This window comes from Agromyces sp. MMS24-K17, assembly GCF_043950245.1.
Taxonomy (GTDB): domain Bacteria; phylum Actinomycetota; class Actinomycetes; order Actinomycetales; family Microbacteriaceae; genus Agromyces.
The window spans coordinates 1,626,324-1,652,565 of record NZ_CP171640.1 but is presented as its reverse complement, the minus strand read 5'-3'; the positions used below and the strand labels follow the sequence as shown (position 1 = coordinate 1,652,565).

The 26,242-nt window shown below is 72.9% G+C and carries 21 protein-coding genes; 13 read left to right on the top strand and 8 right to left on the bottom strand.

Translation table 11 applies throughout. The features are described 5' to 3' along the window. Nucleotides 1-105: 105 nt before the first annotated feature. From ACGGZK_RS07415 to ACGGZK_RS07405, 3 genes are read right to left on the bottom strand one after another with little or no spacing between them, the layout of a single operon-like run. On the bottom strand, nt 106-558 hold the full coding sequence (locus ACGGZK_RS07415) for a VOC family protein (RefSeq protein WP_395245634.1): 453 nt from the start codon (nt 556-558) through the stop codon (nt 106-108). A gap of 14 nt (nt 559-572) precedes the next feature. Next, nucleotides 573-1,049, bottom strand: a complete 477-nt coding sequence (locus ACGGZK_RS07410) for an SRPBCC family protein (RefSeq protein WP_395245633.1) — start codon at nt 1,047-1,049, stop codon at nt 573-575. Beyond that, nucleotides 1,046-1,408: an ArsR/SmtB family transcription factor gene (locus ACGGZK_RS07405; protein WP_395245632.1), complete on the bottom strand. Its 363-nt coding sequence runs from the start codon at nt 1,406-1,408 to the stop codon at nt 1,046-1,048. The genes ACGGZK_RS07410 and ACGGZK_RS07405 overlap by 4 nt, the downstream gene beginning before the upstream one ends. Nucleotides 1,409-1,613: 205 nt before the next feature. On the opposite strand from ACGGZK_RS07405, the gene ACGGZK_RS07400 reads away from it, so the two are divergent. The 3 genes from ACGGZK_RS07400 (at nt 1,614) to ACGGZK_RS07390 (ending at nt 4,254) form a co-directional block, all read left to right on the top strand. Beyond that, entirely contained in the window at nt 1,614-3,104 is a 1,491-nt protein-coding gene (locus tag ACGGZK_RS07400; protein WP_395245631.1) for an SPFH domain-containing protein, read from the top strand. 99 nt (nt 3,105-3,203) lie between these two features. Further along, a complete protein-coding gene (locus ACGGZK_RS07395; RefSeq protein ID WP_395245630.1) occupies nt 3,204-3,626 on the top strand; it encodes a VOC family protein in 423 nt (140 codons plus the stop codon). A 124-nt stretch (nt 3,627-3,750) separates the two neighbouring features. After that, entirely contained in the window at nt 3,751-4,254 is a 504-nt protein-coding gene (locus ACGGZK_RS07390; RefSeq protein ID WP_395245629.1) for a VanZ family protein, read from the top strand. Here ACGGZK_RS07390 and ACGGZK_RS07385 read toward each other — a convergent pair. Then, nucleotides 4,235-4,666 (bottom strand): zf-TFIIB domain-containing protein, encoded by a 432-nt coding sequence (locus ACGGZK_RS07385; RefSeq protein ID WP_395245628.1) that lies wholly within the window; start codon nt 4,664-4,666, stop codon nt 4,235-4,237. The two genes, ACGGZK_RS07390 and ACGGZK_RS07385, sit on opposite strands and share 20 nt — an antisense overlap. Before the next feature lie 97 nt (nt 4,667-4,763). Here ACGGZK_RS07385 and ACGGZK_RS07380 point away from each other — a divergent pair, with 97 nt between their 5' ends. The 3 genes from ACGGZK_RS07380 to ACGGZK_RS07370 are packed head-to-tail and all read left to right on the top strand — an operon-like array spanning nt 4,764 to nt 6,842. Continuing rightward, nucleotides 4,764-5,612, top strand: coding sequence for an NAD-dependent epimerase/dehydratase family protein (locus tag ACGGZK_RS07380; RefSeq protein WP_395245627.1), 849 nt, complete (start codon nt 4,764-4,766; stop codon nt 5,610-5,612). A 37-nt stretch (nt 5,613-5,649) separates the two neighbouring features. Beyond that, nucleotides 5,650-6,489, top strand: a complete 840-nt coding sequence (locus ACGGZK_RS07375; protein WP_395245626.1) for a sulfite exporter TauE/SafE family protein — start codon at nt 5,650-5,652, stop codon at nt 6,487-6,489. Between the two features lie 59 nt (nt 6,490-6,548). Next, nucleotides 6,549-6,842 carry a DUF1905 domain-containing protein gene (locus ACGGZK_RS07370; protein ID WP_395245625.1) on the top strand — a complete coding sequence of 98 codons (294 nt, stop codon included), beginning with the start codon at nt 6,549-6,551 and terminating at the stop codon, nt 6,840-6,842. Between the two features lie 30 nt (nt 6,843-6,872). Here the strand turns inward: ACGGZK_RS07370 and ACGGZK_RS07365 are convergent, their stop codons facing one another. After that, on the bottom strand, nt 6,873-8,348 hold the full coding sequence (locus ACGGZK_RS07365; protein WP_395245624.1) for a phytoene desaturase family protein: 1,476 nt from the start codon (nt 8,346-8,348) through the stop codon (nt 6,873-6,875). A 308-nt stretch (nt 8,349-8,656) separates the two neighbouring features. Between ACGGZK_RS07365 and ACGGZK_RS07360 the strand changes: the two genes are divergently transcribed. Then, nucleotides 8,657-10,234, top strand: coding sequence for a stealth family protein (locus ACGGZK_RS07360; protein WP_395246046.1), 1,578 nt, complete (start codon nt 8,657-8,659; stop codon nt 10,232-10,234). A gap of 18 nt (nt 10,235-10,252) precedes the next feature. On the opposite strand, the gene ACGGZK_RS07355 is transcribed toward ACGGZK_RS07360, so the two are convergent. Then, nucleotides 10,253-11,194 (bottom strand): phosphodiesterase, encoded by a 942-nt coding sequence (locus ACGGZK_RS07355; protein WP_395245623.1) that lies wholly within the window; start codon nt 11,192-11,194, stop codon nt 10,253-10,255. A 140-nt stretch (nt 11,195-11,334) separates the two neighbouring features. Continuing rightward, complete coding sequence (locus ACGGZK_RS07350; protein WP_395245622.1) at nt 11,335-13,056, bottom strand: acyl-CoA dehydrogenase family protein; 1,722 nt, start codon at nt 13,054-13,056, stop codon at nt 11,335-11,337. Nucleotides 13,057-13,218: 162 nt separating this feature from the next. Here ACGGZK_RS07350 and ACGGZK_RS07345 point away from each other — a divergent pair, with 162 nt between their 5' ends. Genes ACGGZK_RS07345 through ACGGZK_RS07335 form a run of 3 tightly spaced genes read left to right on the top strand, consistent with a single transcriptional unit; the run spans nt 13,219 to nt 18,056 of the window. Further along, nucleotides 13,219-14,124, top strand: a complete 906-nt coding sequence (locus tag ACGGZK_RS07345) for a transglycosylase SLT domain-containing protein (protein ID WP_395245621.1) — start codon at nt 13,219-13,221, stop codon at nt 14,122-14,124. Between the two features lie 58 nt (nt 14,125-14,182). Then, a complete protein-coding gene (locus ACGGZK_RS07340) occupies nt 14,183-14,740 on the top strand; it encodes a hypothetical protein (protein ID WP_395245620.1) in 558 nt (185 codons plus the stop codon). A gap of 7 nt (nt 14,741-14,747) precedes the next feature. Continuing rightward, on the top strand, nt 14,748-18,056 hold the full coding sequence (locus ACGGZK_RS07335) for an ATP-binding cassette domain-containing protein (RefSeq protein WP_395245619.1): 3,309 nt from the start codon (nt 14,748-14,750) through the stop codon (nt 18,054-18,056). On the opposite strand, the gene metH is transcribed toward ACGGZK_RS07335, so the two are convergent. Further along, entirely contained in the window at nt 17,971-21,657 is a 3,687-nt protein-coding gene (gene metH, locus ACGGZK_RS07330) for a methionine synthase (RefSeq protein ID WP_395245618.1), read from the bottom strand. The two genes, ACGGZK_RS07335 and metH, sit on opposite strands and share 86 nt — an antisense overlap. Before the next feature lie 236 nt (nt 21,658-21,893). On the opposite strand from metH, the gene ACGGZK_RS07325 reads away from it, so the two are divergent. The 3 genes from ACGGZK_RS07325 (at nt 21,894) to ACGGZK_RS07315 (ending at nt 26,212) form a co-directional block, all read left to right on the top strand. Beyond that, nucleotides 21,894-23,624, top strand: coding sequence for an ABC transporter ATP-binding protein (locus ACGGZK_RS07325; protein ID WP_395245617.1), 1,731 nt, complete (start codon nt 21,894-21,896; stop codon nt 23,622-23,624). After that, nucleotides 23,621-25,723, top strand: coding sequence for an ABC transporter ATP-binding protein (locus ACGGZK_RS07320; RefSeq protein WP_395245616.1), 2,103 nt, complete (start codon nt 23,621-23,623; stop codon nt 25,721-25,723). The genes ACGGZK_RS07325 and ACGGZK_RS07320 overlap by 4 nt, the downstream gene beginning before the upstream one ends. Before the next feature lie 135 nt (nt 25,724-25,858). Then, nucleotides 25,859-26,212: a hypothetical protein gene (locus ACGGZK_RS07315; protein WP_395245615.1), complete on the top strand. Its 354-nt coding sequence runs from the start codon at nt 25,859-25,861 to the stop codon at nt 26,210-26,212. Nucleotides 26,213-26,242: the final 30 nt, after the last annotated feature.

Sequence of the window (26,242 nt, the reverse complement as noted above, 5' to 3'; positions counted from 1 at the left end):
GCCTGTCGAAACCACCGCCGCCGGTGGTCGAGCCCGTCGTGGTCTCGACAGGCTCGGCCACCGGTGGTTGCGTGGTCTCGACGGGCTCGACCGCCGGCCGGCACGTCACGCGCGGTCGGATGCCTCCTGCTCGGCGCCGAACCGCTGCCTGGCCTCGTGCGGGATGAGCGGCTGCGCCGCTCGCGCGGTGATCTGCTGCACCGCCCAGCTGTTGCCGTCGGGGTCGGAGAACCCGAAGAAGGTGCCGCCGTCGCGCGGGTCGATCACCATGATCTCGCCGCAATCGACGCCGCGGCCGACGAGCTCGGCGCGCGCGGCCTCGGCGTCGGCCACGATCAGTTGCACGCCCTTCAGCGACCCGGGCGCCATCTCGTTCTGCGCGGGCAGCGTGCCGATCACGATGGAGCAGCCGGAGCCGCGCGGGGTGAGCTGCACGAACCGCTGGTCACCGGCGTGCGTGTCGTGGTCGAGCACGAAGCCGACCCGGTCGCGGTAGAACTCGATCGCCCGGTCGAGGTCGGAGACCGGCACGATGACGACCTCGAGGGTCCAGTCCATCTCGGGCATCGTGCTCACCCCTCCGCGACGATCTCGTCGAGGCGCTCGTAGCCCTCGCGGAGGCCGCGCTCCATGCCCGACTGCACCATGCCGTCGCGGGCCTCGACGCTGGGGTAGGTCGACCGGCCGGTGAGCCGGGTGCGGCCGCCGCCCAGGTCCTCGAAGGTGATCGTCTCGACGGCGACCACGTCGGGCACGCCGTCGAATTCGAACGTCTGCACGGCGAACTCGTCGTCGCGCACGGTGTGGAAGGTGCCGTGGAAGCCCCAGGCGTTGCCCTCCGGGTCGCGGTGCACGTAGCGGTAGGCGCCGTGCGTGGTGAAGTCCCACTCCGCGATGTCCATCTCGTACCCGTTCGGGCCGAGCCACCGGCGCACGAGTTCGGGGTCGCGGTGGGCACCGAAGACGGCGGCCACGGGTGCGTCGAACTCGCGGACGATCTCGATGAAGGGAAGCCCCTCGGGGGCGGTGATGGTGACGGGGTTGCTCATGATCCCTGCTCCTTGTCGCTTGCGGCCGGCGGCGTCGCCAGCAGCGCGTCGAGTGCCCGGAACCGCTGCTCGTGGATGAGCCGGTAGCGGTCGATCCAGGCGGTGAGGTCCTCGAGCGCGGCCGGTGCGAGGTGCACCGGGCGGCGCTGGCCGTCTCGGGTGCGGGTGACGAGCCCCGCGTGCTCGAGGACCTGGATGTGCTTCGAGACCGCCTGCTTGGTGATCTCGAAGGGCTCGGCGAGTTCGTTGACCGTGGCCGGTCCTCGGCTGAGCCGTGCGATGATCCCGCGACGGACCGGGTCGGCGAGGGCGAGGAACGCCCGGTCGAGCCGTGTCTCGGCACTGGGATCGAACTGCATTATCAACCTTTCAGTTGATCAACCTATTGGTTGATTAATGTACGCCCGTCGCTGCGGACTGTCAACACCCGGCTCACCCGTCCGTGTCACCTCGAACCGGAGCCGATCTCCCCATTCGCCTCCTGCGCCCGCTAGCATGCGAGCACCCCACCTCCGCGGGCGGCCGACCCGCCGCCCGGGTGACCCTCGAAAGGACCGCTCCGTCGTGCCCGACCTCCTCTCCAATCCGATCCTCGCCATCGTCGCGGCGGTCCTCGTCGTCGTGCTCTTCGTGTTCATCTACGCGAAGGTGCTCTACAAGAACGTCAGCCCCGACGAGGCCGTGATCATCACCGGCAAGCGCTCGAAGCGCCGGCTCGTCGACGGCATCGAGACCGAGCAGTCGGGCCAGCGCGTCGTGCACGGCCAGGGCGTCTGGGTCATGCCGTTCTTCCAGAAGGCGCACAAGATCTCGCTGCGCTCGCGCGCGATCGACATCCAGGCCGTCGCCCAGACCGCCAACGGCATCACCATGAACGTCGACGCCGTCGCCATCGTCAAGGTCGGCGACACCGACGCCTCGATCCGCGCCGCCGCCCAGCGCTTCCTCGGGCAGGACAAGAACATCGACGCCTTCGCCCTCGAGGTGCTGTCGGGCTCGCTCCGTTCCTCGGTCGGCGCCACCGACGTCCTCACCATCATCAACAAGCGCGACGAGCTGAGCGCCGCGGTGCTCGACATCGCCCGCAAGTCGCTGGAGAACCAGGGCCTCGACGTCGACTCGTTCGAGATCAAGGGCATCAGCGACTCGAACGGCTACATCGAGGACCTCGGCCGGGCCGAGCAGGCGAAGGTGCGCAAGCAGGCCGAGGTCGCCGAGTCGCAGGCCACGCGCGAGTCCCGCGAGGCGCAGATCGCCGCCGACCAGGCCGTCGCCGAGCGCGAGGCCGCGCTCTGGCTGCGCAAGGCCGAACTGCAGCGCGCGACCGACAAGGCGACCGCCGAGGCCGCGGCCGCCCGCCCGCTCGCCGAGGCCCTCAGCCAGCAGGAGGTCGTCGCCCAGCAGGAGATCACCGCGCAGAAGAAGGCCAACCTCCGCAAGGCCGAGCTCGAGAGCGAGGTGAACGCGGTCGCCGACGCCGAGGCCTACCGGGTCCGCGTCACCGCCGAGGCCGCCGCGCAGGCCGCCCGCCTCCAGGCCGACGCCGACCGCGACGCCCGTCGTGCCGCCGCCGAGGCGCTCGCCGCCGAGGGTGCGGCCGAGGCCGAGGCGATCCTCGCCAAGGGCCAGGCCGAGGCGGCCGCGACGAAGGCGGCCGCGCAGGCCGTCGCCGAGCAGTCGGAGGCGCTGCTGCAGATGCGCCTCATCGAGGTGCTGCCCGCGCTCGCGCGCGAGCTCGCCGCCCCGATGGGCAACATCGACCAGCTGACGGTCGTGTCGACCGACGGCGCGGGACAGCTCGCGAAGAACGCCGTCTCGGGCATCACCGAGGTCGACGCGATGCTCGGCTCGACGCTGGGCCTCACCATCAAGGACCTGCTCGGCGCGTTCGTCGGCGGCACGGCCGCCGGCAACGCGGCGGCGAAGGGCGAGGGCTCGGTGCGCCTGCCCTCGCTGCCGGGCCGGGTCGACCTCGGTGACGAGGTCCACGTGCAGCTGCCCGACGTCGACCTCCAGGGGCCGAACGTCACCGTCGGCGGCGCGCCCGTGAACTGACGTCGAGCGCCTGCCCCTCCCCCTCGCGGCCGTCGGCGGGGAGGGGCAGAATCGCCCGTGGCGGCGTCGCCGACGCCGTCGCCACGAAGGGAGGCCGTCATGGCCGTCACACTCAACCCGTACCTCAGCTTCGACGGCAACGCCCGCTCGGCGCTCGAGTTCTACCACTCGATCTTCGGCGGCGAGCTCAACGTGAGCACGTTCGCCGAGTTCGGCCAGGGCGACGGCGGCCCCGACGACGACAAGCTGATGCACGGCCAGCTCGACGGCCCCGGCCTCACGCTGATGGCCGCCGACACTCCCGCGGGCATGGAGTACCACGTGCCCAACGGCTTCTCGATCTCGCTCTCGGGCGACGACGACGCGACGCTCCGTCGCTACTGGGAGGCGCTCTCCGACGGCGCGACGATCATCGAGCCGCTCGAGGTCGCCCCGTGGGGCGACGCGTTCGGCATGCTGACCGATCGATTCGGCATCGGCTGGCTGGTGAACATCTCGGCCGGGGCGCCGGCTCAGGGCTGATCGGGCGGCGGGCCGGCCCGGCGACCCGGGCGGATCCGGCGTCCGTACGGCGGCGCGCCGGGCTCCCAGCGAATCGCCCGGGGATGTCCGGCGGCTTCATAGGCGGCGGCGTCAGGCTGGAGGCATGACCCGCCGCGCCGCGCTCGTCCTCCTCACCGGGGCGTACCTCGCGCTGGTGGCGTGGGCGACGCTCGGCACCGTGTCGTGGCATCCCATCGGGTGGGAGGCCGAGTACGGCGTGCTCACGCCGTCGATCTGGCTCGACCCCGACACGTGGGCGATCGGCTCGCCGCGCGAGTTCGCGGCGAACGTGGCCATGTTCGTGCCGCTCGCGGCCCTGTTCGCCCTGTTGCTCGGCCCGCGGCGCTGGATCGGCGCGCTGGTCGCGGCCGTCGACGTCAGCGTCGTCGTCGAGATCGTGCAGATCCCGCTCGACGACCGCATCTCCGACCCGCGCGACCTGCTGGCGAACTCGATCGGCGCGGCGTTGGGCGTCACGATCGTCGCGGTCGGATGGCTCGTGCTGGCGGTCGGGCGCACGGCGGCACGCCTGGTACGCGGCGCGGAGGTGGCTGCGGCGCCGCCGTCCCCGACGGCGCCGCCCGAGCTCAGTCGAACAGGTCGCTGAGCCAGTTGTCCTTCTTGCGCTTCCGGCCGTACCGGTCGTCGCGGTCGTAGCCGCGGTCGCCGTCGTAGCCGCGGTCGCCGTCGTAGCCGCGGTCGCGGTCGTACCCGCGATCGCCTCCGGTGACGCCGCGGAGCAGGTCGGCCATCGGGTTCGACGACTGCGGCGCCTGCGCCGGATAGGGCTGCTGCCGGCCCGGGTACGAGGGCTGCGGCGGGACCGGCGCCTGCGGTGCCGCAGCGGGCGCCGCCGGGGCCGCGCCGGCCTGCGGCCCGAACTCCTGCGCGGCGCGCTCGATGATCTTGTCGAGTTCGCCTCGGTCCAGCCACACCCCCCGGCAGGTGGGGCAGTAGTCGATCTCGATGCCGCTGCGCTCGCTCATCACGAGCACGGCGCCGTCATTGGGGCACTGCACGGAGCTCCTCCTTCGGGGCGGGTGTGCCGCGAGCCTAGGGAGGAAAGCTGGGGGGACGCCGCGATCCGCGTGGACGCGGCGGTGCGAGACTTGGGTCATGCGCATCGTGGTCACCGGCGGCTCGGGCAAGCTCGGCCGCACCGTCGTCCGAACCCTCCGCGAGGAGGGCCACCAGGTCGTGAACCTCGACCGCCTCGGCGAGCGCGGCGGCGTCGTGCACGTCGACCTCACCGACTACGGGCAGGTCGTCGACGCCCTCGCCGGCATCGACGAGCAGCACTCGGGCACCGACGCGATCGTGCACCTCGCCGCGATCCCGGCGCCGGGGCTGGTGAACGACGTCACCACCTTCCGCAACAACATGCTGTCGACGTACCACGTCCTGCAGGCCGCGCGCCGGCTCGGCGTGAAGCGCGTCGTGACGGCCTCCAGCGAGACCGTGCTCGGCCTGCCGTTCGACGTGCCGCCGCCGTACATCCCCGTCGACGAGCACGTGACGAGCCCCGAGTCGACGTACTCGCTCGTGAAGCACCTCGAGGAGCAGCTCGCGATCCAGCTCGTGCGCTGGGACCCGGAGCTGTCGATCACCGCATTCCGGTTCTCGAACGTCATGGACCCCGAGGACTACGCCGACTTCCCCTCGTTCGACGCCGACGCCCGCCTGCGCAAGTGGAACCTCTGGGGCTACATCGACGCGCGCGACGGCGCGCAGGCGGTGAGCCTCGCCCTGCGGAACGCGAAGCCCGGCTTCGAGCGGTACGTGATCGCGGCCGCCGACACGGTGATGACCCGTCCGAACGCGGAACTCGTCGCCGAGGTGTTCCCCGGCGTCGAACTGCGCGGCGACCTCGGCGTCAACGACACCCTGCTGTCGATCGACAAGGCGCGGCGCGAGCTGGGCTTCGACCCGCAGCACTCGTGGCGCGACGAGGTCGAGCCGGGCTGAGGCATCCGGCCGTGTGACGCGCGGTTACGCTTGGCGGGTGACCACGCCCGCCCCCGCCGCGCCTGCGGCGCCCGTCAGCCTCGTCCGCCTCATCGTCATCGGCCTCGCCGGCGGGTTCCTCTCGGGGCTGTTCGGCGTGGGCGGCGGCATCATCATGGTGCCCCTGCTGATGTGGCTCGCCCACCTCGACCAGCGGCGGGCGTCGGCGACGTCGCTCGCGGCGATCCTGCCCGCGTCGATCGCGGGATCGATCGGCTACCTCGTGGGCGGCCAGGTCGACTGGCTCGCCGCGCTGTTCGTCGCGATCGGCAGCATCGCCGGCTCGTGGATCGGCGCGATGCTGCTGCGCCGCCTGCCGCTGACGGTGCTGCGCTGGGGCTTCATCGCCCTGCTCGTGCTCATCGCGATCCGCATGGTGCTCGTCGACGTGCCCGACCGCACCGACGCGCACCTCGAGATGACGCCGCTCGTCGCGGTGCTCCTGGTCGCGTTCGGCCTGTTCGTCGGCATCGCGTCGGGCCTGTTCGGCATCGGCGGCGGCCTGCTGATGGTGCCCGTGTTCATCGGCGGCTTCGGCATGGGCGACCTCGTGGCGAAGGGCACCTCGCTGCTCGTCATGATCCCGACCTCGATCACCGGTACCGTCGCGAACACGCGGGCGAAGCTCGTCGACCTGCGCCAGGGACTCACGGTGGGCATCGCGGCGGTCGTCGCGTCGTTCGGCGGCGTGGCGGTGTCGTTCCTGCTCTCGCCCGAGCTCGCGACCTGGCTGTTCGTCGTGCTCCTCGCGTTCGTGACCGTGCAGCTCTCCTTCCGGGCGGTCAAGGCGCAGCGCGCGGCCCGGCGCGCGAAGGACGCCGGCGACGCCGAGGCCTGACGCCGACGGCGCCCCGCCGTCGGATGCTCGTGTCGGCGGCCCGCGGTAGCGTGCCGACCATGCGCTTCACGTTCACCGCGCCGCTCTGGGAGTGGGAGGCCCAGGCCAACTGGTTCTTCGTGCGCCTGCCCGAGGAGGCCTCCGACGACATCCGCGAGGTCCCGCGGATGCCCCGCGGCTTCGGCGCCGTGCGGGTCCGGGTGCGGGTCGGCGGCACCACCTGGACGACCTCGGTGTTCCCCGAGTCGAAGTCGGGGCAGTACGTGCTCCCCGTGAAGCAGGCGGTACGGAAGGCGGAGGGGCTCGTCGACGGCGGCCCGGTCGAGGTCGAACTCGAGGTCGTCGACCTCTGAGGGATGCCGCCGCGGGGAGCCGCCGCGCGCTCAGGCCTCGGGCGCGAGGCGGGGCATCCGCGTGATGCCGAAGTCGTGCCGCAGGGCGCTCCGCGCCGCGTACCATCCGGCGAGGCCGTGCACGCCGGGCCCCGGCGCGGTCGCCGCGGAGGCGAGGTACACGCCGCGTGCCGGCGTCCGCCACGGGTCGCGCGAGAGCACCGGGCGGCGCACGAGCTGCGCGAGGTTCGGCTCGCCGGTCGCGATGTCGCCCAGCACGTAGTTCACGTCGTGCGCCTCGGTGTCGACGGCGGTGCCGCTCGAGACCGCGAGGATCGTGTCGCGGAACCCCGGCGCGAACCGCTCGACCTGCGCGATCACGGCCTCGGCGCGGTCCACGCTCGACCCGCGCGGCACGTGGGTGTACGTCCACAGCACCTGCTTCCCGGCGGGCGCCCGGGTCGCGTCGAACACCGACGGCTGCGACACCAGCACGTACGGGGCATCCGGGTGGTGTCCGCGCGCGACCGCGTTCTCGGCCGCCGCGATCTCGGCACGCGTGCCGCCGAGGTGCAGCGTGCCCGCCCGACGCAGGTCGGGGTTCGCCCACGGCACCGGTTCGGCGAGCGCGAAGTCGACCTTCGCGACCGCGTTGCCGATGCGCACCCGCTCGAGGGCCTCGACGTAGCGGTCGGGGAGCCGGTCGCCGGCGATCCGCGCGAGTCCGCGCGCGCTCACGTCGAGCAACACCACCCGCGAGGTCGGCAGGTCGGCGAGCGAGCGCACGTCGACGCCCGTGACCACCTCGCCGCCGTGCGCGACCAGGTCGTCGACCATCGCGTCGCTGATCGCCTGGCTGCCGCCGACGGGGATCGGCCAGCCCCGGTCGTGCGCGTACGCGCCGAGCGCGAGCGCGCCGCCCGCGGCGCCCAGGCTGGGCAGCGGCAGGATCGCATGCGCGGCGATGCCGGTCAGCATGGCGGGCGCGACGTCCTCGGCGAACCCGGCGTTCCACGCCGGCCCGCCCTGCCAGAGCGCGCGCAGGCCGAAGCGCAGGGTCGTGATCGGATGCCGCGGCACGCCGACGAGCGACGTCCCGGTGAACCGCGCCACCTGGTCGGCTCGCCGGGCGAGCGGCTCCATCAGTCGGCGGAACGCCGGCCCGTCGGCACCCAGCTCGTCGACCGTGCGGTCGAGGTCGCGCCACGCGAGCCCGGCGCGGCCGCCGTCGAGCGGGTGGCCGTACGAGAGCGCGGGCACCTCGAAGCGGATGCGCCGGTGCAGCCCGAAGGCGCGGAAGAACCCGGAGGCGAGGCCGAGCGGATGCACCGCCGAGCAGAGGTCGTGCCGGAAGCCGGGGAGCGTGAGCTCGAGGGTGCGGGCGCCGCCGCCGATCGTGTCGTTCCGTTCGAGCACCCGCACCGAGAGGCCGGCGCGGGCGAGCGTGACGGCGGCGGCGAGGCCGTTCGGGCCCGAACCGACGACGACGGCGTCGAGCTGGTCGACGTTGCGTGCGGCCACCGCCACCTCCTCGTCCTCCCCCGACGCTACGACGTGCGGCGGCGCGGCGCACCCCGTTGACGGATGCCGCGCCGGGGGGTACCCCGAACCTTCCCCACCGCCCCTGTCAACCCGGCACCGGGAATCGGGCCGGCACGGCATCGCCCTCGTAGAATCGGAACCTTCCCTCCTTCCCCCGACCGACAGGAGACCCGCCACACGTGATCGATCGCGAGCCAGGCATCCGTTCCGCATCCCCCCGCAGCGCCGTCGCCGCAGAACCCGCCTCACCGCTCGCCCCCGATCCGGTCGGCCCCTCCGACGCGCCCGAGCTCGTGCTGCTCCCCGCCGGACCCCGCTTCGACCGCGACGACCTCGTGATCCGCAAGGGCGAGTACGCGCTGCGGAACGGGCACCTCACCCCGCGCGAATCGATGGAGGAGGACCTGCTCGCGATCCGCGACGTGCTCGACGCCGCCGGAATCCGGCACCTGCTCGTCCGCGGCGACGGCGACCGACCCGTGATCGCGGTCGACCGCGCCGAGCGCAAGGCGCTCGCCCGGGCCCTCGCGGCGGCGTTCGCCGAGGAGCCGTTCTACTCGGCGCCGATCGCGCCCGCCCGCGCGCAGGACACCCGGCCGGTGCTGCTCGCCGACGGCCGGCTCTCGGCGCACCGCAAGGCCACCGCGTTCCGGCTGTACCGCCCGCGCGTCGAGCCGCTCGGCCGCCTCCGCTATGGCAGGGCGACGGCCGTGCAGCTCGAGCTGTGGCGGTTCGGCGAGGACACGATCGAAGCGCCGCTGCCGAACGCGCTCATGCGCACGACGCTGCCGCGCGGCGAGGCCGTCGAGGACGCGGTCGACCTGTTCGGCCGCGAATGGGCGACGCTCGAGCACATGTGGGCGCCGCTCGCCAGCGATGTCGACTTCGACATCGACCTGGTGTTCTCGTGGGTCGACGGCTCCAGCGACGAGTTCATCCGGGAGCGCGCGAAGCGCATGCAGAGCTACGTCGTCGGCGACGGCGACGACTCGGAGGCCCGCTACCGGCAGATCGACGAGCTCAAGTACGCGCTGCGGAGCGTGCACCTGTTCGCGCCGTGGATCCGCCGCATCTTCATCGCGACCGACTCGCCCGCGCCGAAATGGCTGGCCGACCACCCGAAGGTGCGGATCGTGCGCAGCGAGGAGTTCTTCGCCGACGAAGCCGCGCTTCCGACGCACAACTCGCACGCCGTCGAGAGCCAGCTGCACCGCATCGACGGCCTCGCCGAGCACTTCCTGTACTCGAACGACGACATGTTCTTCGGCCGCGCGGTCTCGCCCGACCTGTTCTTCTCCCCCGGCGGCGTCACGAAGTTCGTCGAGGCGGGCACGCGCATCGGGCTCGGCGACTCGAACGCCGAGCGCAGCGGGTTCGAGAACGCCGCCCGCGTCAACCGTGCCCTGCTGCGGTCGAGGTTCGGCAAGGTGACCACGCGGCACCTCGAGCACTGCGCGGCGCCGCTGCGGCGGAGCGTCATGGCCGAGCTCGAGGCGACCTTCCCCGAGGAGTTCGCCCGCACCGCGGCGAGCCCGTTCCGGTCGGCGACCGACATCTCGGTGACGAACTCGCTGTACCACTACTACGCGCTCATGGCCGGCAAGGCCGTCACGCAGACGCAGGTGCGCGTGCAGTACATCGAGACGACACTGAAGCGGGCGCTGCCGGCGATGGACCGGCTCCTGAAGCGGCGCGACCAGGACATGTTCTGCCTGAACGACGGCTCGAAGCCCGAGATCTCGGTCGCCGAGCGCACCGCGGCGGTCACCGATTTCCTCGACCGGTACTTCCCGTTCCCGGCCCCGTGGGAGCAGGCCGAGGCGGATGCCCCGTCGCGCGCCCTGCCGCTGCCGGAGTCGCTGGTCGAGTAGGACGCGGGAGCGCGCCGGCTACCGCACGGTCTCCAGCGGCCGGGTGTCGAGGCCGACGTCGGTGCTCGGCGCGGCGGCCGCGGCGGCGATGCGGATGCCTCCGGCGTCGAGCCTGCGACGGCTCTCCGCCGCGTCGATCCAGTCGAGCGCCGGGAACGCGCCGAGCGGCACGACCGAGTGCAGCACCGTCGTCGGGTACACGTGGACGAGGTTGAACGCCCGGGCGCCGTCGCGGCCCCGCGTGCCGCCGACGGGCACGTTGAGGTCCTGCGTGTAGCAGGTGGCCGATGCGACCGACACGGGCACGCCCGCGAACGTCGCCGTCGACGAGTAATGCAGGTGCCCGGCGATGATCGAGCGGATGTCGCTGCCCTCGACGACCTCGGCGAGCCCGGCCTGGTCACGGAGCTCCACCGACACGGCCAGGTCGAGCACGCTCGGCACGGGCGGGTGGTGCATCGCGAGGATCGATCCGTCCGGGGCATCCGTCGCGAGCTCCTCGGCCAGCCAGTCGAGCTGGTCGCCGCTCACCTCGCCGTGGTGGAAGCCGGGCACGGTCGAGTCGATCGTGATGACGCGCAGCCCGTTCACGTCGTAGACGCGGTCAACGGGGCGGGTCATGCCGGCCGGCTGGTCGAGCAGGTGCTCGCGGAACGCCGCCCGGTCGTCGTGGTTGCCCATCACCCAGATGACCTGCGCGTCGAGCCGCTCGGCGACGGGTTCGACGATGCGGCGCAGCCGCTGGTAGGCGTCGGGCTCGCCCCGGTCGGCGAGGTCGCCGGTGAACACGATCGCCTCGGGGCGTCCGCCGGATGCCTCGAACTCGTCGAAGAGCTGCCGCAGGTGCCGCTCGCTCGCGACGCGATCGTAGAGGCTCCCGCCGCCTGCGAGGAGGTGGGTGTCGGAGATGTGGAGCAGGAAGTGGTTCGGCCTGGGGTACTCGGCCGTCCGGATCGTCACTGGGATTCCCATCGATCGGTGGTGCGCACGTCGTCGGGCGCCTTGCCCGAGAACGCTAACCCATCACGAATGCCTGAACAGCCGGTGAATCGGGCGTGTGCGGTTTCGTGACGAGTTCGTGACCCGGGCGAACGCCGCCGTCACGCCCGTTCGAGGAGCGCCCCGAGGTCGGCGCCGCGCGGCAGCACCCCGTACTGCTGACCGCCCCGGCCGCCGAGCCGGGTCGCGCAGAACGCGTCCGCCACGGCGGCGGGCGCGTGCTGGAGCAGCAGCGACCCCTGGAGCACCAGCGCGAGCCGCTCGGCGAGCTCGCGGGCCCGGAGGGCGGCGACGGATGCCCCGGCTCCCGGGTCGGCGAGATCCCGGGCCAGCTCCCGGGCGAGGGACTCGGCGTGGGCCAGGGCGAGGTCGAAGGAGGCATCCGCCGCCGCCGCCCGGCCGACCACGTCGAAGAACGCGGCGAACGCGTCGGGCTCGCGGCCGAGCACGCGCAGCACGTCGAGGGCGATGACGTTGCCCGAGCCCTCCCAGATCGCGAGCAGCGGCTGCTCCCGGTAGCGGCGGGCGAGCGGCCACGCCTCGGTGTAGCCGTTGCCGCCGAGGCACTCGAGCGCCTCGGCCGCGTGCCCGGCGCCCCGCTTGCACACGTGGTACTTGGCGACCGCCGTCGCGAGTCGGCGGAACGCCTGCTCCGTGGCATCCGCGTCGTCGTCGTAGGCGCGCGCGAGCCGGAGAGCGGTCGTGGTCGCCGCCTCACTCTCGAGGGCGAGGTCGGCGACCACCGCGCGCATCGCCGGCTGGTCGACGAGGAGCTCGCCGAAGGCGCGCCGGTGCCGCACGTGCCACGCCGCCTCGGCGACGGCCTGCCGCATGCCGGCGGCCGAGCCGAGCACGCAGTCGAGCCGGGTGCGCGTGACCATCTGCACGATCGTCGCGACGCCGCGGCCCTCCTCGCCGACGAGCCACCCCGTGGTGCCGTGGAACTCGACCTCGCTCGAGGCGTTCGAGCGGTTGCCGAGCTTGTCCTTCAGGCGCTCGATGCGGAAGGGATTGCGCGTGCCGTCGGGCCGCACGCGCGGCACGAACACGCAGCTCAACCCGGCCGGCGCCTGCGCGAGCACGAGGAACGCGTCGCTCATCGGCGCGCTGCAGAACCACTTGTGGCCGGTGAGCACGACCTCGCGGCCCCACGGGCCGTCGTCGCCGGTCGGCTCGGCGACCGTGGTGTTGGCGCGGACGTCGCTGCCGCCCTGCTTCTCGGTCATCGCCATGCCGACGAGCGCGGAGCGCTTCGGGGCGTCGGCACTTGCGCCGTCGCCGTCGCCGCCGCCGTCAGCACCGTCGGGGCCGGCGCCGGCGCCCAGCTCCGGGTCGTACTCGCGGCTGAGCAGCCGGGGCATCCAGTCGTCGCGGAGGCCCGGCGCGGCGAGCGCGAGCGTGGGCACGGCGGCGTGGGTCATCGAGATCGGGCAGGCATGCCCGGGCTCGACCTGCGCGAAGAGGAGGAACGCCGCGGCGCGGTCGACGTTCGCGCCCGCGCCCGGCTCGGCCCACGCCGAGGTGTGCGCGCCGGCGGCCACGGCCGCGCCGATCACCCGGTGGTAGGACTCGTCGTAGTCGACCTCGTCGATGCGCCGTCCCCAGCGATCGTGGGTGCGCAGCACCGGGGTCCGGGTGTTCGCGTGCTCGGCGTCGCGCTGGAACGCCGCCGTCCCCACGTGCCGCCCGATCGCCCCGAGCCGGGCGCTCGCGGCCGGGCTTCCCCAGCGCGCCACGCCCTCGACGAGGGCCGGATGCGCGGCGAACTCGTCGACGCCGTCGCGCGGCGGAACCTGGTTCAGCACCTCGTGGGTTCGGATCATCGTCGACCTCCGCGCTCCATTCTGCGCCGCCGTCATCGTCCGTTATCGACTTGTGACCTGAGCAAGCCTCGCGTACCCTGACCGGGATCGGACTTCCGCGGCACGCCCGCGGCACGAGGAGACAGGTCGCAGCGCCGGCGGGTGCGCGGCCGTGGGGGACGCATGGGGAATACGACCACGACCAACCGACCGCATCGGCTGGGCGGGCACCTGCGCGCCGTGATCGCGGCGGTCGCCGTCGCCGGTCTCGCGCTCACCGCCGGCACCGGCTTCATGCTGCAGTCGAACCTCGACCAGGCGAAGCGGTCGGTCGAGCAGACCGACGCCCTGCGCTCGGCCGCCGAACTCGAGCCCGCGCAACTCGGCACCGGGCGGGACATCCTCCTCGCGCGTGCCGGCGGCGCGGCCGACACCGCGGTGGCCGAGGCATCCGCGGTGCTCGCCGCGGCGACGGGGAAGGCGGATGCCTCCGCGCTCGCGTCGACCGTCGCGCAACTCGACGGCGCCGCCCTGCTCGCGCCCGACCGCGTGTTCGCGCTCGTCGCGACGGCGCGGGCGCAGTCGGCCGAGGTCGCGAGCGCCGTCGCCGAGTTCGATCGCATCGCGGCCGAGCAGGCCGCCGCCGCGGAGGCCGCGCGGATCGCGGCCGAGCAGGAGGCGGCCGAACGCGCCGCCGCGGAGCGGGCCGCGTCCGGCGGCTCCGGCTCGGGCGGTTCCGGCTCGTCGGGCGGCGGAGGTGGCGGCACGCCGGCCGCGCCCGCCAACCCGTCGGCCGCCCAGCAGATCGGCCGCGAGATGGGCGCCGCCCGCTACGGCTGGGGCGACGACCAGTTCGGATGCCTCGTCGCCGTGTGGAACTACGAGTCGGGCTGGAACGTGTACGCCTCGAACCCGAGCGGCGCGTACGGGATCCCGCAGGCGCTCCCGGGATCGAAGATGGCGTCGCACGGCGCCGACTGGCAGACGAATCCCGCCACGCAGATCTCGTGGGGCATCGACTACATCGCCGGACGCTACGGGAACCCGTGCGGGGCGTGGGCGCACATCCAGTCGACCGGGTGGTACTGAGCGCGGGAGGCACCGTCACGGAGCGTCGCGCCGCGAGGGCCGACCGTAGGCTGGAGGGATGACCTCCCGCCTCGCGGCGCTCGCCGCCGTGCCCCTGCTCGCCCTCGCCCTCGCCGGATGCGCCGGCACCGCCGACGACCAGTCCGGCACGGATGCCTCGGCCAGCGCCTCCGCCACCGAGGCGCCGGCCGTCGAGGCCGGCAGCGACTCCTGCGAAGGCGTCCGGGTGATCGTCGACGCGGGCGACCTCGAGCCCGCGACCGACCCGTCGACCGACGCCTGCGTCGGAGCCGACGCCCCGATCGCGGCGCTCGACGCGCTCGCCGAGGCCGGCGTCGAGACCGAGGGCACCGAGGAGTACGGCGACCAGATCGTCTGCCGCGTCAACGGCGAGCCCGCCGAAGACCTCACGATCACCGCAGCCGACGGCACCGAGTACCACGAGACCTGCGCGTCGATGCCCGCCGCGTTCGCCTACTGGGCGCTCTGGGTGAAGACCGCCGGCGGCGAGTGGGGCTACGCCCAGGAGGGCCTCTCGACCCTCGAGCTCGCGCCGGGCGAGTCGGTGCAGCTGCTCTTCACGCTCAACGACCAGCCGGCGTCGCCGGCCGCGTGATGGGCTGATGCTCCGCTACCGACCCGGACCGATCCGCCAGGCGGCCATCCTCGCCGCCGGCTTCATCGTCCTCCGGGTCGGCTACCGGGCCCTGTTCCACGGCCTCGACGGGTCGGGTGCGGTACTCCTCGACCTTCCCGAGGTGCGCCTGCCCGACCCGTTCGCGCACGTGGTGCTGTTCGGCCCGATCACGACCGGCGGGCTGACGGCCGCGGTGCTCAGCGCCGTGCCGATCGCCCTCACGATCCTCGCGTTCGGCGTGCTCAACGCGTTCGTCGACCTGTCGCGGGTGTTCGCGCGCGGCGCGAGCCGAGGTCCGCTCCGCGGCATCTCGCGCGCCCTCGTCATCGCCTGGGCCACCTTCCCCGGCCTCGCCGACGGCGTGCGGTCGGTCCGGCTCGCCCGGCGCCTGCGCGGCGAACGCGCAGCCGCGACGCTCCTCGTGCCCGTGTTCGAGCGGACCGTCGAACGGGCCGTCGCCGTCGCCGCGGCCATGGAGGTGCGCGGCTTCGCCGCCGGCCGCCGGGTGGAGGGCGCCTGCGCGCACCCCGTCGAGGTGCGCGGCGCCGTGCTGTCCCGCCCGGACGGCTGGACCCTCGCGATCGACGACCTCCGGCTCGTCCCCGGCACGCTCACCGTGCTCGCCGGCGCCACGGGATCGGGCAAGTCGAGCGTGCTCGACGCGCTCAGCGGCCTGTTCTCCCACGTCGACGGCGGCCGCATCGCCGGCACCGTGCTGGTCGGCGAGGTCGACCGCGCCGCCGTGCCGCCCCGCGAGACCGCGGGGTTCGTCGGCGTCGTCCGGCAGGACCCGCGCTCGGGCTTCGCGAGCGAGACCGTGCACGCCGAGATCGGGTTCGCGCTCGACGTGCGCGGCGTCGCGCCCGTGATCGTCGCCGACCGGGTGCGCGAGATCGCCGACCGCGTCGGCATCGCCGGGCTCCTCGACCGCGACCTCCGGGCCTTGTCGGCCGGCGAGGCGACGCTCGTCGCGATCGCCGCCGCCATCGTCGAACGCCCCACCCTCCTGCTCGTCGACGAGCCGCTCGCCGACCTCGACCGGGACGCTCGAGTGCGGATCGCCGCCCTGCTCGGCGCGCTGGCGCACGAGGCGGGCGTCTGCGTCGTGGTCGCCGAGCATCGGGTCACCGAGCTCGACGCCCTCGCGGACGTGCGGGTGGAGGTCGGCGATGGGCGGGTCGTCGTCGTCGACGGGCGGGGCGTCGCCGCCGATGGGCGGGTCGCCGTCGATGGGCGGGTCGTCGCCGATGGGCGGGTGGCGGCGAGTCCCGTCGTGCCGAGCGCGTGGGCAGCCGGTGCCGGCATCGGTCACCCCGGCGGTCCCGATGCCGACCGGTCGGGCGCGACCCCCGCCCCGTCCCTGCAGCTCGCGGGGCTCAGCGTCACCCACCGTCGAACGGGTGCCGCGCGCGGCGCCGCCGCCGCACCGGCCGTGCGCTCCGCCTCGCTCATCGTCGCCGCGGGCGAGATCGTCGCCCTCGCCGGGCCGAACGGCGCCGGCAAGTCGAGCCTGCTCGTCGCCGCGGCCCTGCCGACCGACCGCGACACCGTTCGCGTCGGCGGTGCCGACGTCGCCGGGATCGCCGACCGGGAGCGCCGCCGCCGGATCGCGCTCGTGCCCGAGGCATCCGACGACCTGTTCGTGTCGCTCACCGTCGCCGAGGAGTGCCGCCGCGCCGACCGCGCCGCCGATGCCCCCGCCGGGGCGACCGCCGACCTGCTGCTCGGGTTCCTCGGCCTGGACGCGGCCGCTGCCGGCGCCCTGCTCACCCGCCACCCGCGCGACCTCTCGGTCGGCCAGCGCCGATGCCTCGCCCTCGCGATCCAGCTCGCGGCCGACCCCGACGTGCTGCTCGTCGACGAGCCGACGCGCGGCCTCGACCCGGCCGCGCGCGCGATGGTCGCCGCCGCGCTGGTCGCGGTCGCGCGCCGCGGCGGTGCCGTCGTGCTCGCCACGCACGACCGCGCCTTCGCCGAACCGCTCGCCGACCGCATCGTGCCGATGCACGCGGGCCGCGTCGGCGAGCACGCCCCGGGCTGGGCGGATGCCCCGTCGCCGCCGCATCGGTCGCCCGCCGCCCCGGCCGACGCCGCCCTCCGCACCTCATCCCACCCCGCTCCGCCCGATGTCGCCCGAATGGCGCACGTGGCCGCCCCCGGCGAACCGGATCTGCGACCTCGTGACGCGATGTCGCAGACCCGGCCGGGCGGCGACGGCGAGGTGCGCCGAATGGGCGACATCACGGTGCCGGCGAGCGGCACGGGCGGGGCCGACGCGCGACCGCCGGGCATCCGCTCGGCGCGCGCCCGCGGCGGACGCGACCGGTGGACCGGTGTCGTCCTCGTCGCCGGAACCCTCGTCGGCGCGGCCGCGTTCGCCTGGCCGCTCGTGACGCCCGCCCTGCCCGCGCAGGCGCAGGCCGCGGCCCCCTTCGCCGCGCTCGCCCTCGCGCCGATCGCGCTGGCCGTGCTCGTGTTCGCCCTCGACGGCTCCGTCCGGTCGGCGAAGGCGCTGGCGCTGCTCGGCACGCTCGCCGCCGTCGGCGCGGCCGTGCGGATCGCGGGCACCGGGGTCGGCGGCGTCGAGGCGGTGTTCGTGCTGCTCGTCGTCGCGGGGCGCGCCTTCGGCGCCCGGTTCGGGTTCCTGCTCGGCGTGCTCGTGATCCTGCTGTCGTCGACGATGCAGGGCGGCTTCGGGCCCTGGACCCCGTTCCAGGCGTTCGCCTGCGGCTGGGTCGGCGCGGGCGCCGGCCTGCTCCCCGGCGGGCGCATGGGCGGACCCCAGGTCCGGCGCACGTTCCTCGCTCAGGCGTCCGGAGGAACCCGCGCCCGAGCGAGCAACGCACGCCCGACCCCCGCAGCGGTCGATGCCGCGAGGACCCCCGCCACCCTCCGCCGCTCGCGCGCCGGCGAGATCGCGCTCCTCGCGGCGTACGGCATCGTCGCCTCCTATGCCTTCGGCCTCGTCATGAACCTGTGGTTCTGGCCGTTCGCGGTCGGCGCCGGCGCGGGCATCTCGTACGACGCCGGGGCTCCGCTCCCCGAGAACCTCGCGAGCTTCCTGCTCTATTCGCTCGTCACGTCGACGGCGAGCTGGGACACGCTCCGCGCGATCACCACGGTCGTCGGCCTCGCGGTCGCGGGCTCCGCGATGCTCGCGGCGCTGCGCCGCGTCAAGCTGCCGAGCGGGCGGATGCCCCGCCCCGACGTCACACCGAGAAGTACTTCGCCTCGGGGTGGTGGAACACGAACGCGTCCGTCGACTGCTCCGGGTGCAGCTGCAGCTCGTCGCTGAGCTCGACGCCCATCCGCTCCGGCTTCAGGAGCTCGACGACCTTGCGGCGGTCCTCCATGTCGGGGCAGGCGGGGTAGCCCAGCGAGAAGCGGGCGCCGCGGTACTCGAGCTTGAACAGGCCCGCGACATCCGTCGGGTCCTCGCCCGAGAGGCCCAGCTCCTCGCGGATGCGCCCGTGCCAGAACTCGGCGAGCGCCTCGGTGAGCTGCATGACGAGGCCGTTCAGCTCGTAGTAGTCGCGGTAGCGGTCCTCGGCGAAGAGCTTCGCGGTGACCTCGTCGATCTTCGCGCCCGCGGTGACGAGCTGCACCGGCAGCACGTCGACCTGCCCGCTCTCGCGGGAGCGGACGAAGTCGGAGAGGCACAGGTGCCGGTCGCGACGCTGGCGGGGGAAGTGGAAGCGCAGGCGCTCGGTGCCGAGGGTCTCGAGACGCTCGCTGGCGCTCGCTCCTCGACCAACGGAGAGGGAGCCGCCGTCGGGCGCGAGCAGCCCGGGCACGCCGAGCACGCCGGTCGGGTCGTCGCCGTGGTGCAGCACGATGAGGTCGTCGCCCTCGGAGACGACCGGGAAGTAGCCGTACGCGACCGACGCGTCGAGCATGCCCTCGCCGAGGATCCGGTCGAGCCAGTACCGCAGCCGCGGCCGGCCCTCCCGCTCGACGAGCTCCTCGTAGCTGGCGCCGTCGGACCCCCGTCCGGGCTTCAGCCCCCACTGGCCCATGAACGTCGCCCGCTCGTCGAGGAACGCGGCGTAGTCGGCGAGTGCGAGGCCGCGCACGATGCGGGTGCCCCAGAACGGCGGAGCCGGGACGGCGTTGTCAGCCGCGACATCCGACCGCGCCGGCATCTGCTCGGGCTCGGTCAGCGTGAGCTTCGAGCCCGACGCGTGGATGCGCTTCTTCAGCGGCGGCAGGCCGACCGCGTCGCGGTCGGCGCCGCGGGCGATCGCGACGAGCGGCTCCATGAGGGCGAGGCCCTCGAACGCGTCGCGGGCGTACCGCACCTCGCCGTCGAACAGGCTCGCGAGGTCGTCCTCGACGTAGGTGCGCGTGAGCGCGGCACCGCCGAGGATGATCGGCCACCGCTTCGCGAGCCCGCGGGCGTTGAGCTCCTCGAGGTTCTCCTTCATCACGACGGTCGACTTCACGAGCAGGCCCGACATGCCGATGACGTCGGCGTCGTGCTCCTCGGCGGCCTTGATGATGTCGGCGATCGGCTGCTTGATGCCGAGGTTGATCACCTTGTAGCCGTTGTTGGTCAGGATGATGTCGACCAGGTTCTTGCCGATGTCGTGCACGTCGCCGCGCACCGTGGCGATGACCATCGTGCCCTTGCCCGAGGCATCCGCCTTCTCCATGTGCGGTTCGAGCAGGGCGACCGCGTTCTTCATCACCTCGGCCGACTGGAGCACGAACGGGAGTTGCATCTCGCCGGCGCCGAACCGCTCGCCGACGACCTTCATGCCCTCGAGGAGGTGGTCGTTGATGATGCCGAGCGCGGTCTGCCCCTCGGCGAGCGCGAGCTCGAGGTCGGTGTCGAGGCCCTTGCCCTCGCCGTCGATGATGCGGCGCTCGAGGCGCTCGCCGACGGGCAGGGCCGCGAGCTCCGCGGCGCGCTGGTCGCGCAGGGCCGCACTGTCGACGCCGGCGAACAGGTCGAGCATCGTCGCCAGCGGGTCGTAGGAGACGGCGCCGTCGGCGTCGTACTCGCGGCGGTCCCAGACGAGGTCGAGGGCGACCTTGCGCTGCTCCTCGGGCACGCTCGCGAGCGGCACGATCTTCGCGGCGTCGACGATCGCGGAGTCGAGGCCCGCCTCGACCGCCTCGTGCAGGAACACCGAGTTGAGCACGCTGCGCGCGGCCGGGTTGAGGCCGAACGACACGTTCGAGACGCCGAGGGTGGTGTGGATGCCGGGGTACTTCCGGTTGATCTCGCGGATCGCCTCGATGGTCTCGATCGCGTCGCGCCGGGTCTCCTCCTGGCCGGTGGCGATGGGGAAGGTGAGGCAGTCGACGATGATGTCGGAGACCCGCAGGCCCCAGGCGCCGACGAGCTCGTCGATGAGCCGGCTCGCGATCGCGACCTTGCCCTCGGTGGTGCGGGCCTGGCCCTGCTCGTCGATGGTGAGGGCGATCACGGCCGTGCCGTGCTCCTTCACGAGCGGCATGATGCGGCCGAAGCGGCTCTCGGGCCCGTCGCCGTCCTCGTAGTTGACCGAGTTCACGACCGGGCGACCGCCGATGAGCTCGAGCCCGGCGCTGATCACGGCCGGCTCGGTGGAGTCGACCACGAGCGGCAGCGTCGAGGCGCTCGCGAACCGCGACACGACCTCGCGGATGTCGGCGACGCCGTCGCGGCCCACGTAGTCGATGCAGACGTCGAGCAGGTGCGCGCCGACGCGGATCTGGTTGCGCGCGATCTCGACGCAGTCGTCCCACCGCTCCTCGAGCATCGCCTCGCGGAACGCCTTCGAGCCGTTCGCGTTCGTGCGCTCCCCGATGGCGAGGTACGACGCGTCCTGGTCGAACGGCACGTGCTGGTAGAGGCTCGCGACGCCGGGGTCGGGCAGCGCGCGGCGGGATGCCTCGCCCGCGGCCGGGCTCGCGGGCGCCGTCGCCGGGCGCAGCCGCTCGACGACCGCGCGGAGGTGCTCGGGCGTCGTGCCGCAGCAGCCGCCGACGAGGCCGAGGCCGAACTCGCGCACGAACTGCTCGTGCGCGGTCGCGAGCTCGTCGGGGCTGAGCGGGTAGTGCGCGCCGTCGGCGGTGAGCACCGGCAGGCCGGCGTTCGGCATGCAGGCGACCGGCACGGGCGAGTGCTTCGAGAGGTGCCGCAGGTGCTCGCTCATCTCGGCGGGGCCGGTGGCGCAGTTGAGGCCGATCGCGTCGACGCCGAGCGGTTCGAGCGCGGTGAGCGCGGCGCCGATCTCGGAGCCCATGAGCATGGTGCCCATGGTCTCGACCGTCACCTCGACGAAGATCGGCAGGCGGATGCCCCGCTCCACGATGGCCTGCTTGCAGGCGTTGACCGCCGCCTTCGTCTGGAGGAGGTCCTGGCTGGTCTCGATGAGGAAGGCGTCGGCGCCGCCGTCGATGAGCCCGCGGGCCTGCTCGGCGAACGTCTCCTTGAGGTGCGCGTAGGTCGTGTGGCCGAGGCTCGGCAGCTTGGTGCCGGGGCCCATCGAGCCGAGTACCCAGCGGATGCGGCCGTCGGATGCCTCGGCGGCCTCGACGCGTTCGCGCGCGATGCGGGCGCCGGCCTCGGCGAGCTCGTGGATGCGGTCGTCGATGCCGTAGTCGGAGAGGTTCGACCAGTTGGCGCCGAACGTGTTCGTCTCGATCGCGTCGATGCCGACCACGAGGTAGGCGTCGTGGATGGCCGCGATCATGTCGGGCCGCGAGACGTTGAGGATCTCGTTGCAGCCCTCGAGGCCGTGGTAGTCGTCGAGGGTGGGGTCGTGCTCCTGGAGCATGGTGCCCATCGCGCCGTCGGCGATGACGACCCGGTGGCGGAGGGCGTCGAGCAGGGCCTCGCTCCGCTCGGGACGGGGAACCCCGTCGACGTCGAGCGGGAAGCGCGGGGCGGTGATGGCGCGGGTCACGCCGGGGATTCTATCCGCGGCCGCCGACGGCGGCGCGGGCGTGACGCCTCGGGTCCGCGCCGGCCGAACCGGAGGGGAGTTGCCGCAGGCGGTCATCGCGATATATCGTGTCGAGGCGCGCACGCGATATATCGCGATATCGGGTGTTCGCGTACCGCGTACACCGATGTCGGAGGCGGCGTCCAGAATGGGGGATGGTCGCGCCGGTGCCGGCGCGAAGACCGTTCGGAGAAACCGTGCTCACCAAACTCCTCATCCGCTATCTCAGGCCGTATGCGTGGCTGCTGCTCGGGGTCCTGGTCTTCCAGGCCGCCTCGGCGGGCGCCACGCTCTACCTGCCCACGTTGAACGCCGACATCATCGACCAGGGCGTCAGCACCGGCGACACCGAGTACATCTGGACCACCGGCGGCTGGATGCTCCTCATCTCGCTCGGCCAGATCACCGCCTCGATCATCGCCACCTACTTCGCCGCGAAGGCCGCGATGCGCCTCGGCCGGGACATCCGCAACGACGTGTTCGAGCGCGTCAGCGGGTTCTCCGAGCGCGAGGTCTCGAAGTTCGGTCCGGGCTCGCTCATCACCCGCAACACGAACGACGTGCAGCAGGTGCAGATGCTCGCCATGATGGGCGCGACGATGCTCGTGTCGGCGCCGATGCTCGCGATCTTCGGCATCGTGTTCGCACTCCGCGAGGCCCCCGAGCTCGGCTGGATCATCGCCGTGTCGGTGCCGGTGCTGCTGGTCATCGCCGGCCTCATCATCGCGCGCATGGTGCCGCTGTTCCGCAGCTTCCAGCACAAGCTCGACGGCGTGAACCGGATCATGCGCGAGCAGCTGACCGGCATCCGCGTCGTCCGCGCGTTCGTGCGCGAGCCCATCGAGGAGGAGCGCTTCAGCGTGGCCAACCTCGACATCACCGTCGTCGGCCGCAAGGTCGGCTCGCTCTTCGTGCTGCTCTTCCCGCTGGTCATGCTGGTGCTCAACGTGACCGTCGTGGGCGTGCTCTGGTTCGGCGCGTTCGAGGTCGATGCCGGCACGGTCGAGGTCGGCACGCTGTTCGCCTTCATGCAGTACGTCATGCAGATCCTCATGGGCGTGCTCATGGCGAGCTTCATGACGATCATGATCCCGAGGGCGGCGGTCTCGGCCGAGCGCATCGGCGAGGTCCTCGGCGCCGAGTCGACCCTCGTCCGGCCCGACCACGGCGTCACCGCGTTCCCGACCCCGGGCACCGTCGAGTTCGTCGACACCGCGTTCCAGTACCCCGGCGCCGAGCACCCCGTGCTCTCGGGCATCTCGTTCACGGCCTCGCCCGGGGAGACGGTCGCCATCGTCGGCTCGACCGGCGCCGGCAAGACCACGCTGGTCTCGCTCATCCCCCGGCTCTTCGACGTGACCGGCGGCTCGGTGCGGGTGAACGGCACCGACGTCCGCGAGGCCGACGTCGACGCCCTGTGGACGTCGATCGGCCTCGTGCCCCAGCGTCCGTTCCTCTTCGCGGGCACCGTCGGGTCGAACCTGCGGTTCGGCCGCGAGGACGCGACCGACGACGAGCTCTGGCACGCCCTCGAGATCGCCCAGGGCCGCGACTTCGTCGAGGAGCTCGGCGGGCTCGACGCCCGGATCTCGCAGGGCGGCACGAACGTGTCGGGCGGCCAGCGCCAGCGGCTCGCGATCGCGCGTGCCATCGTGCACGCCCCGCAGGTCCTCGTCTTCGACGACTCGTTCTCGGCGCTCGACCTCACGACCGACGCGAGACTCAGGCAGGCCCTGTGGCGGGAGTTGCCGACGGTGACGAAGATCGTCGTCGCCCAGCGCGTCTCGACCATCACCGACGCCGACCGCATCGTCGTCCTCGACGACGGCGGCATGGTCGGGCTCGGCACCCACGAGCAGCTGCTCGAGACCAGCCAGACCTACCGCGAGATCGTCGAATCCCAGCTCGGAGTGGAGGCCGCACGATGAGCGACCGCACCAAGACCAACCCGACGGCGATCTCCGCCGAGGAGCAGGCCGAGATCGAGGCCGGCGAGGCAGCACGCCTCGCCGCCGACGACTGGAGCGGCGCCGTCGCTCCCGGGAAGGCGAACGACTTCGGCCGCGCCTTCGGCCGACTGCTCGGCATGCTCAAGCCGCACGCGCTCGCCTTCACGATCGCGTCGGTGCTCGGCGCGCTCGGCGTCGTGATCACCGTCTTCGCCCCGAAGGTGCTCGCCGAGGCGACGAACCTCATCTTCGAGGGCGCGGCGTCGGCCGGGCTCGTGTCCGCCGGGTTCCCGCCGGGCACCAGCCAGGAGCAGGTGGTCGAGGCCCTGCGGGCCGCCGGCCAGACCGACTTCGCCGACATCATCGCGGCGATGGGCGACTTCGAGGTCGGTGCGGGCATCGACTTCACCGCGCTCTCGCAGGTGCTCATCCTCGTGCTGCTGATGTACTTCGCCGCGTCGGTGCTCGGCTGGCTGCAGGGCTACATCATCAACGTCATCATGGTCCGCGCGATGTACCGGCTCCGCGAGCAGGTGGAGGAGAAGGTCAACCGCCTCCCCCTCAGCTACTTCGACCGCGTGCAGCGCGGCGAGCTGATCTCGCGGGTCACGAACGACATCGACAACATCACGCAGACGATGCAGCAGTCGCTGTCGCAGGCACTCACCTCCGTGCTCACCGTCGTCGGCGTGCTCGCGCTGATGTTCTCCATCTCGTGGCAGCTCTCGCTGGTCGCGCTGATCTCGCTGCCGCTCATGGCCGTCATCTTCGGGGTCATCGGCCCGAAGTCGCAGAAGGCGTTCGGCGCGCAGTGGCGCAAGGTCGGCCGCCTGAACGCGCGGGTCGAGGAGTCGTTCTCGGGCCACGCGCTGGTGAAGGTGTTCGGGCGCGAGCACGCCAGCCTCGAGGCGTTCAAGGCCGAGAACGAGGAGTTGTACGAGGCCTCGTTCAAGGCCCAGTTCCTCGCGAACATCATGATGCCCGCGATGATGTTCATCGGGAACCTGACGTACGTCGGCATCGCGGTGTTCGGCGGGCTCATGGTCGCCACCGGCCAGCTCCGCCTCGGCGACGTGCAGGCGTTCATCCAGTACTCGCAGATGTTCACCCAGCCGCTGTCGCAGCTCGGCGGCATGGCCGCGGTCGTGCAGTCCGGCACCGCGTCGGCCGAGCGCGTGTTCGAACTGCTCGACGAGGACGAGCAGGAGCCCGACGCGGCCGACGCCCCGGCGCCGGTCGACGGCGACGGCACGATCGAGTTCGACCACGTGGCGTTCTCGTACCACCCCGACCGCCCGCTCATCCGCGACCTGTCGTTCCGGGTCACGCCCGGCCAGACCGTCGCGATCGTCGGTCCGACCGGCGCGGGCAAGACGACGCTCGTGAACCTGCTCCAGCGGTTCTACGAGCTCGACGGCGGGCGCATCCTGCTGAACGGCCAGGACATCGCCGAGCTCACCCGGCACGACGTCCGCGCCCGCACCGGCATGGTCCTGCAGGACCCGTGGCTGTTCGCCGGCACGATCCGGGAGAACATCCGGTACGGCCGGGCCGACGCCACCGACGAGGAGATCGTCGCGGCGGCCAAGGCGACCTACGTCGACCGGTTCGTGCACTCGTTGCCCGACGGGTACGACACGGTGCTCGACGAGGACGCGGCGAACGTCTCGGCCGGCGAGAAGCAGCTGGTCACGATCGCCCGCGCGTTCGTCTCCCAGCCGTCGGTGCTGATCCTCGACGAGGCGACGAGCTCGGTCGACACCCGCACCGAGCTGCTCCTCCAGCAGGCGATGAACGCGCTGCGTCAGGGCCGCACCTCGTTCGTCATCGCGCACCGCCTCTCGACGATCCGCGACGCCGACCTCATCCTCGTGATGGAGCACGGCGACATCGTCGAAAAGGGCAGCCACGACGAGCTCATCGCCGCGAAGGGCGCGTACTACCGCCTCTACAACTCGCAGTTCGAGCAGGCGGCGACCGACCTCGACGCCGAGCTCGCCGAGGTGCAGGGGCAGGTCGAGACCGGCGACGCCGACGAGCCCGAAGCCGAGACCGAGGCCGACACCGCAAAGGTGTAGTCCACGGCGGCAGCACATCGAGGGGGTCGGGCGTTCGCCCGGCCCCCTCTGTGTGTGTGGAGAGCTCACGCGCTCCGAGCCGCGCGTCGGTTAGGTTCGCGACATGATGCACACCCCGACGTGCGGCCCCGCGGCATGACCGACGCGATCCACCCCGAGGCACCCCCGAAGACCTGGCGCCGGTCCCCCTTCCGCATCACGATGGTCGTGCTCGGCGCGCTCCTCCTCGTCGCCGCGGTCGCGCTCATCGTGATCGACCACGTCGACGCCTTCGACACCGTCCGCCGGATCGAGTGGACCTACTGCCTGGTGGGGGCCCTCAACGCGCTGTTCTGGCTGACCGTCGGCTACCGCGTCGGTCAGGGCTCGAAGCACCGGTGGCTGGCGATCGCCGGAACGATCCTCTGGCTCGCCGCCCTCAGCATCGTCGCGGTGGCGGTCCTCGTCTTCGTCTTCTTCGCCATCCCGGCCATCGAGTCCCTCGGGTAGCCCCGAGCCGCTCTCCCGCTCGGCGCATCC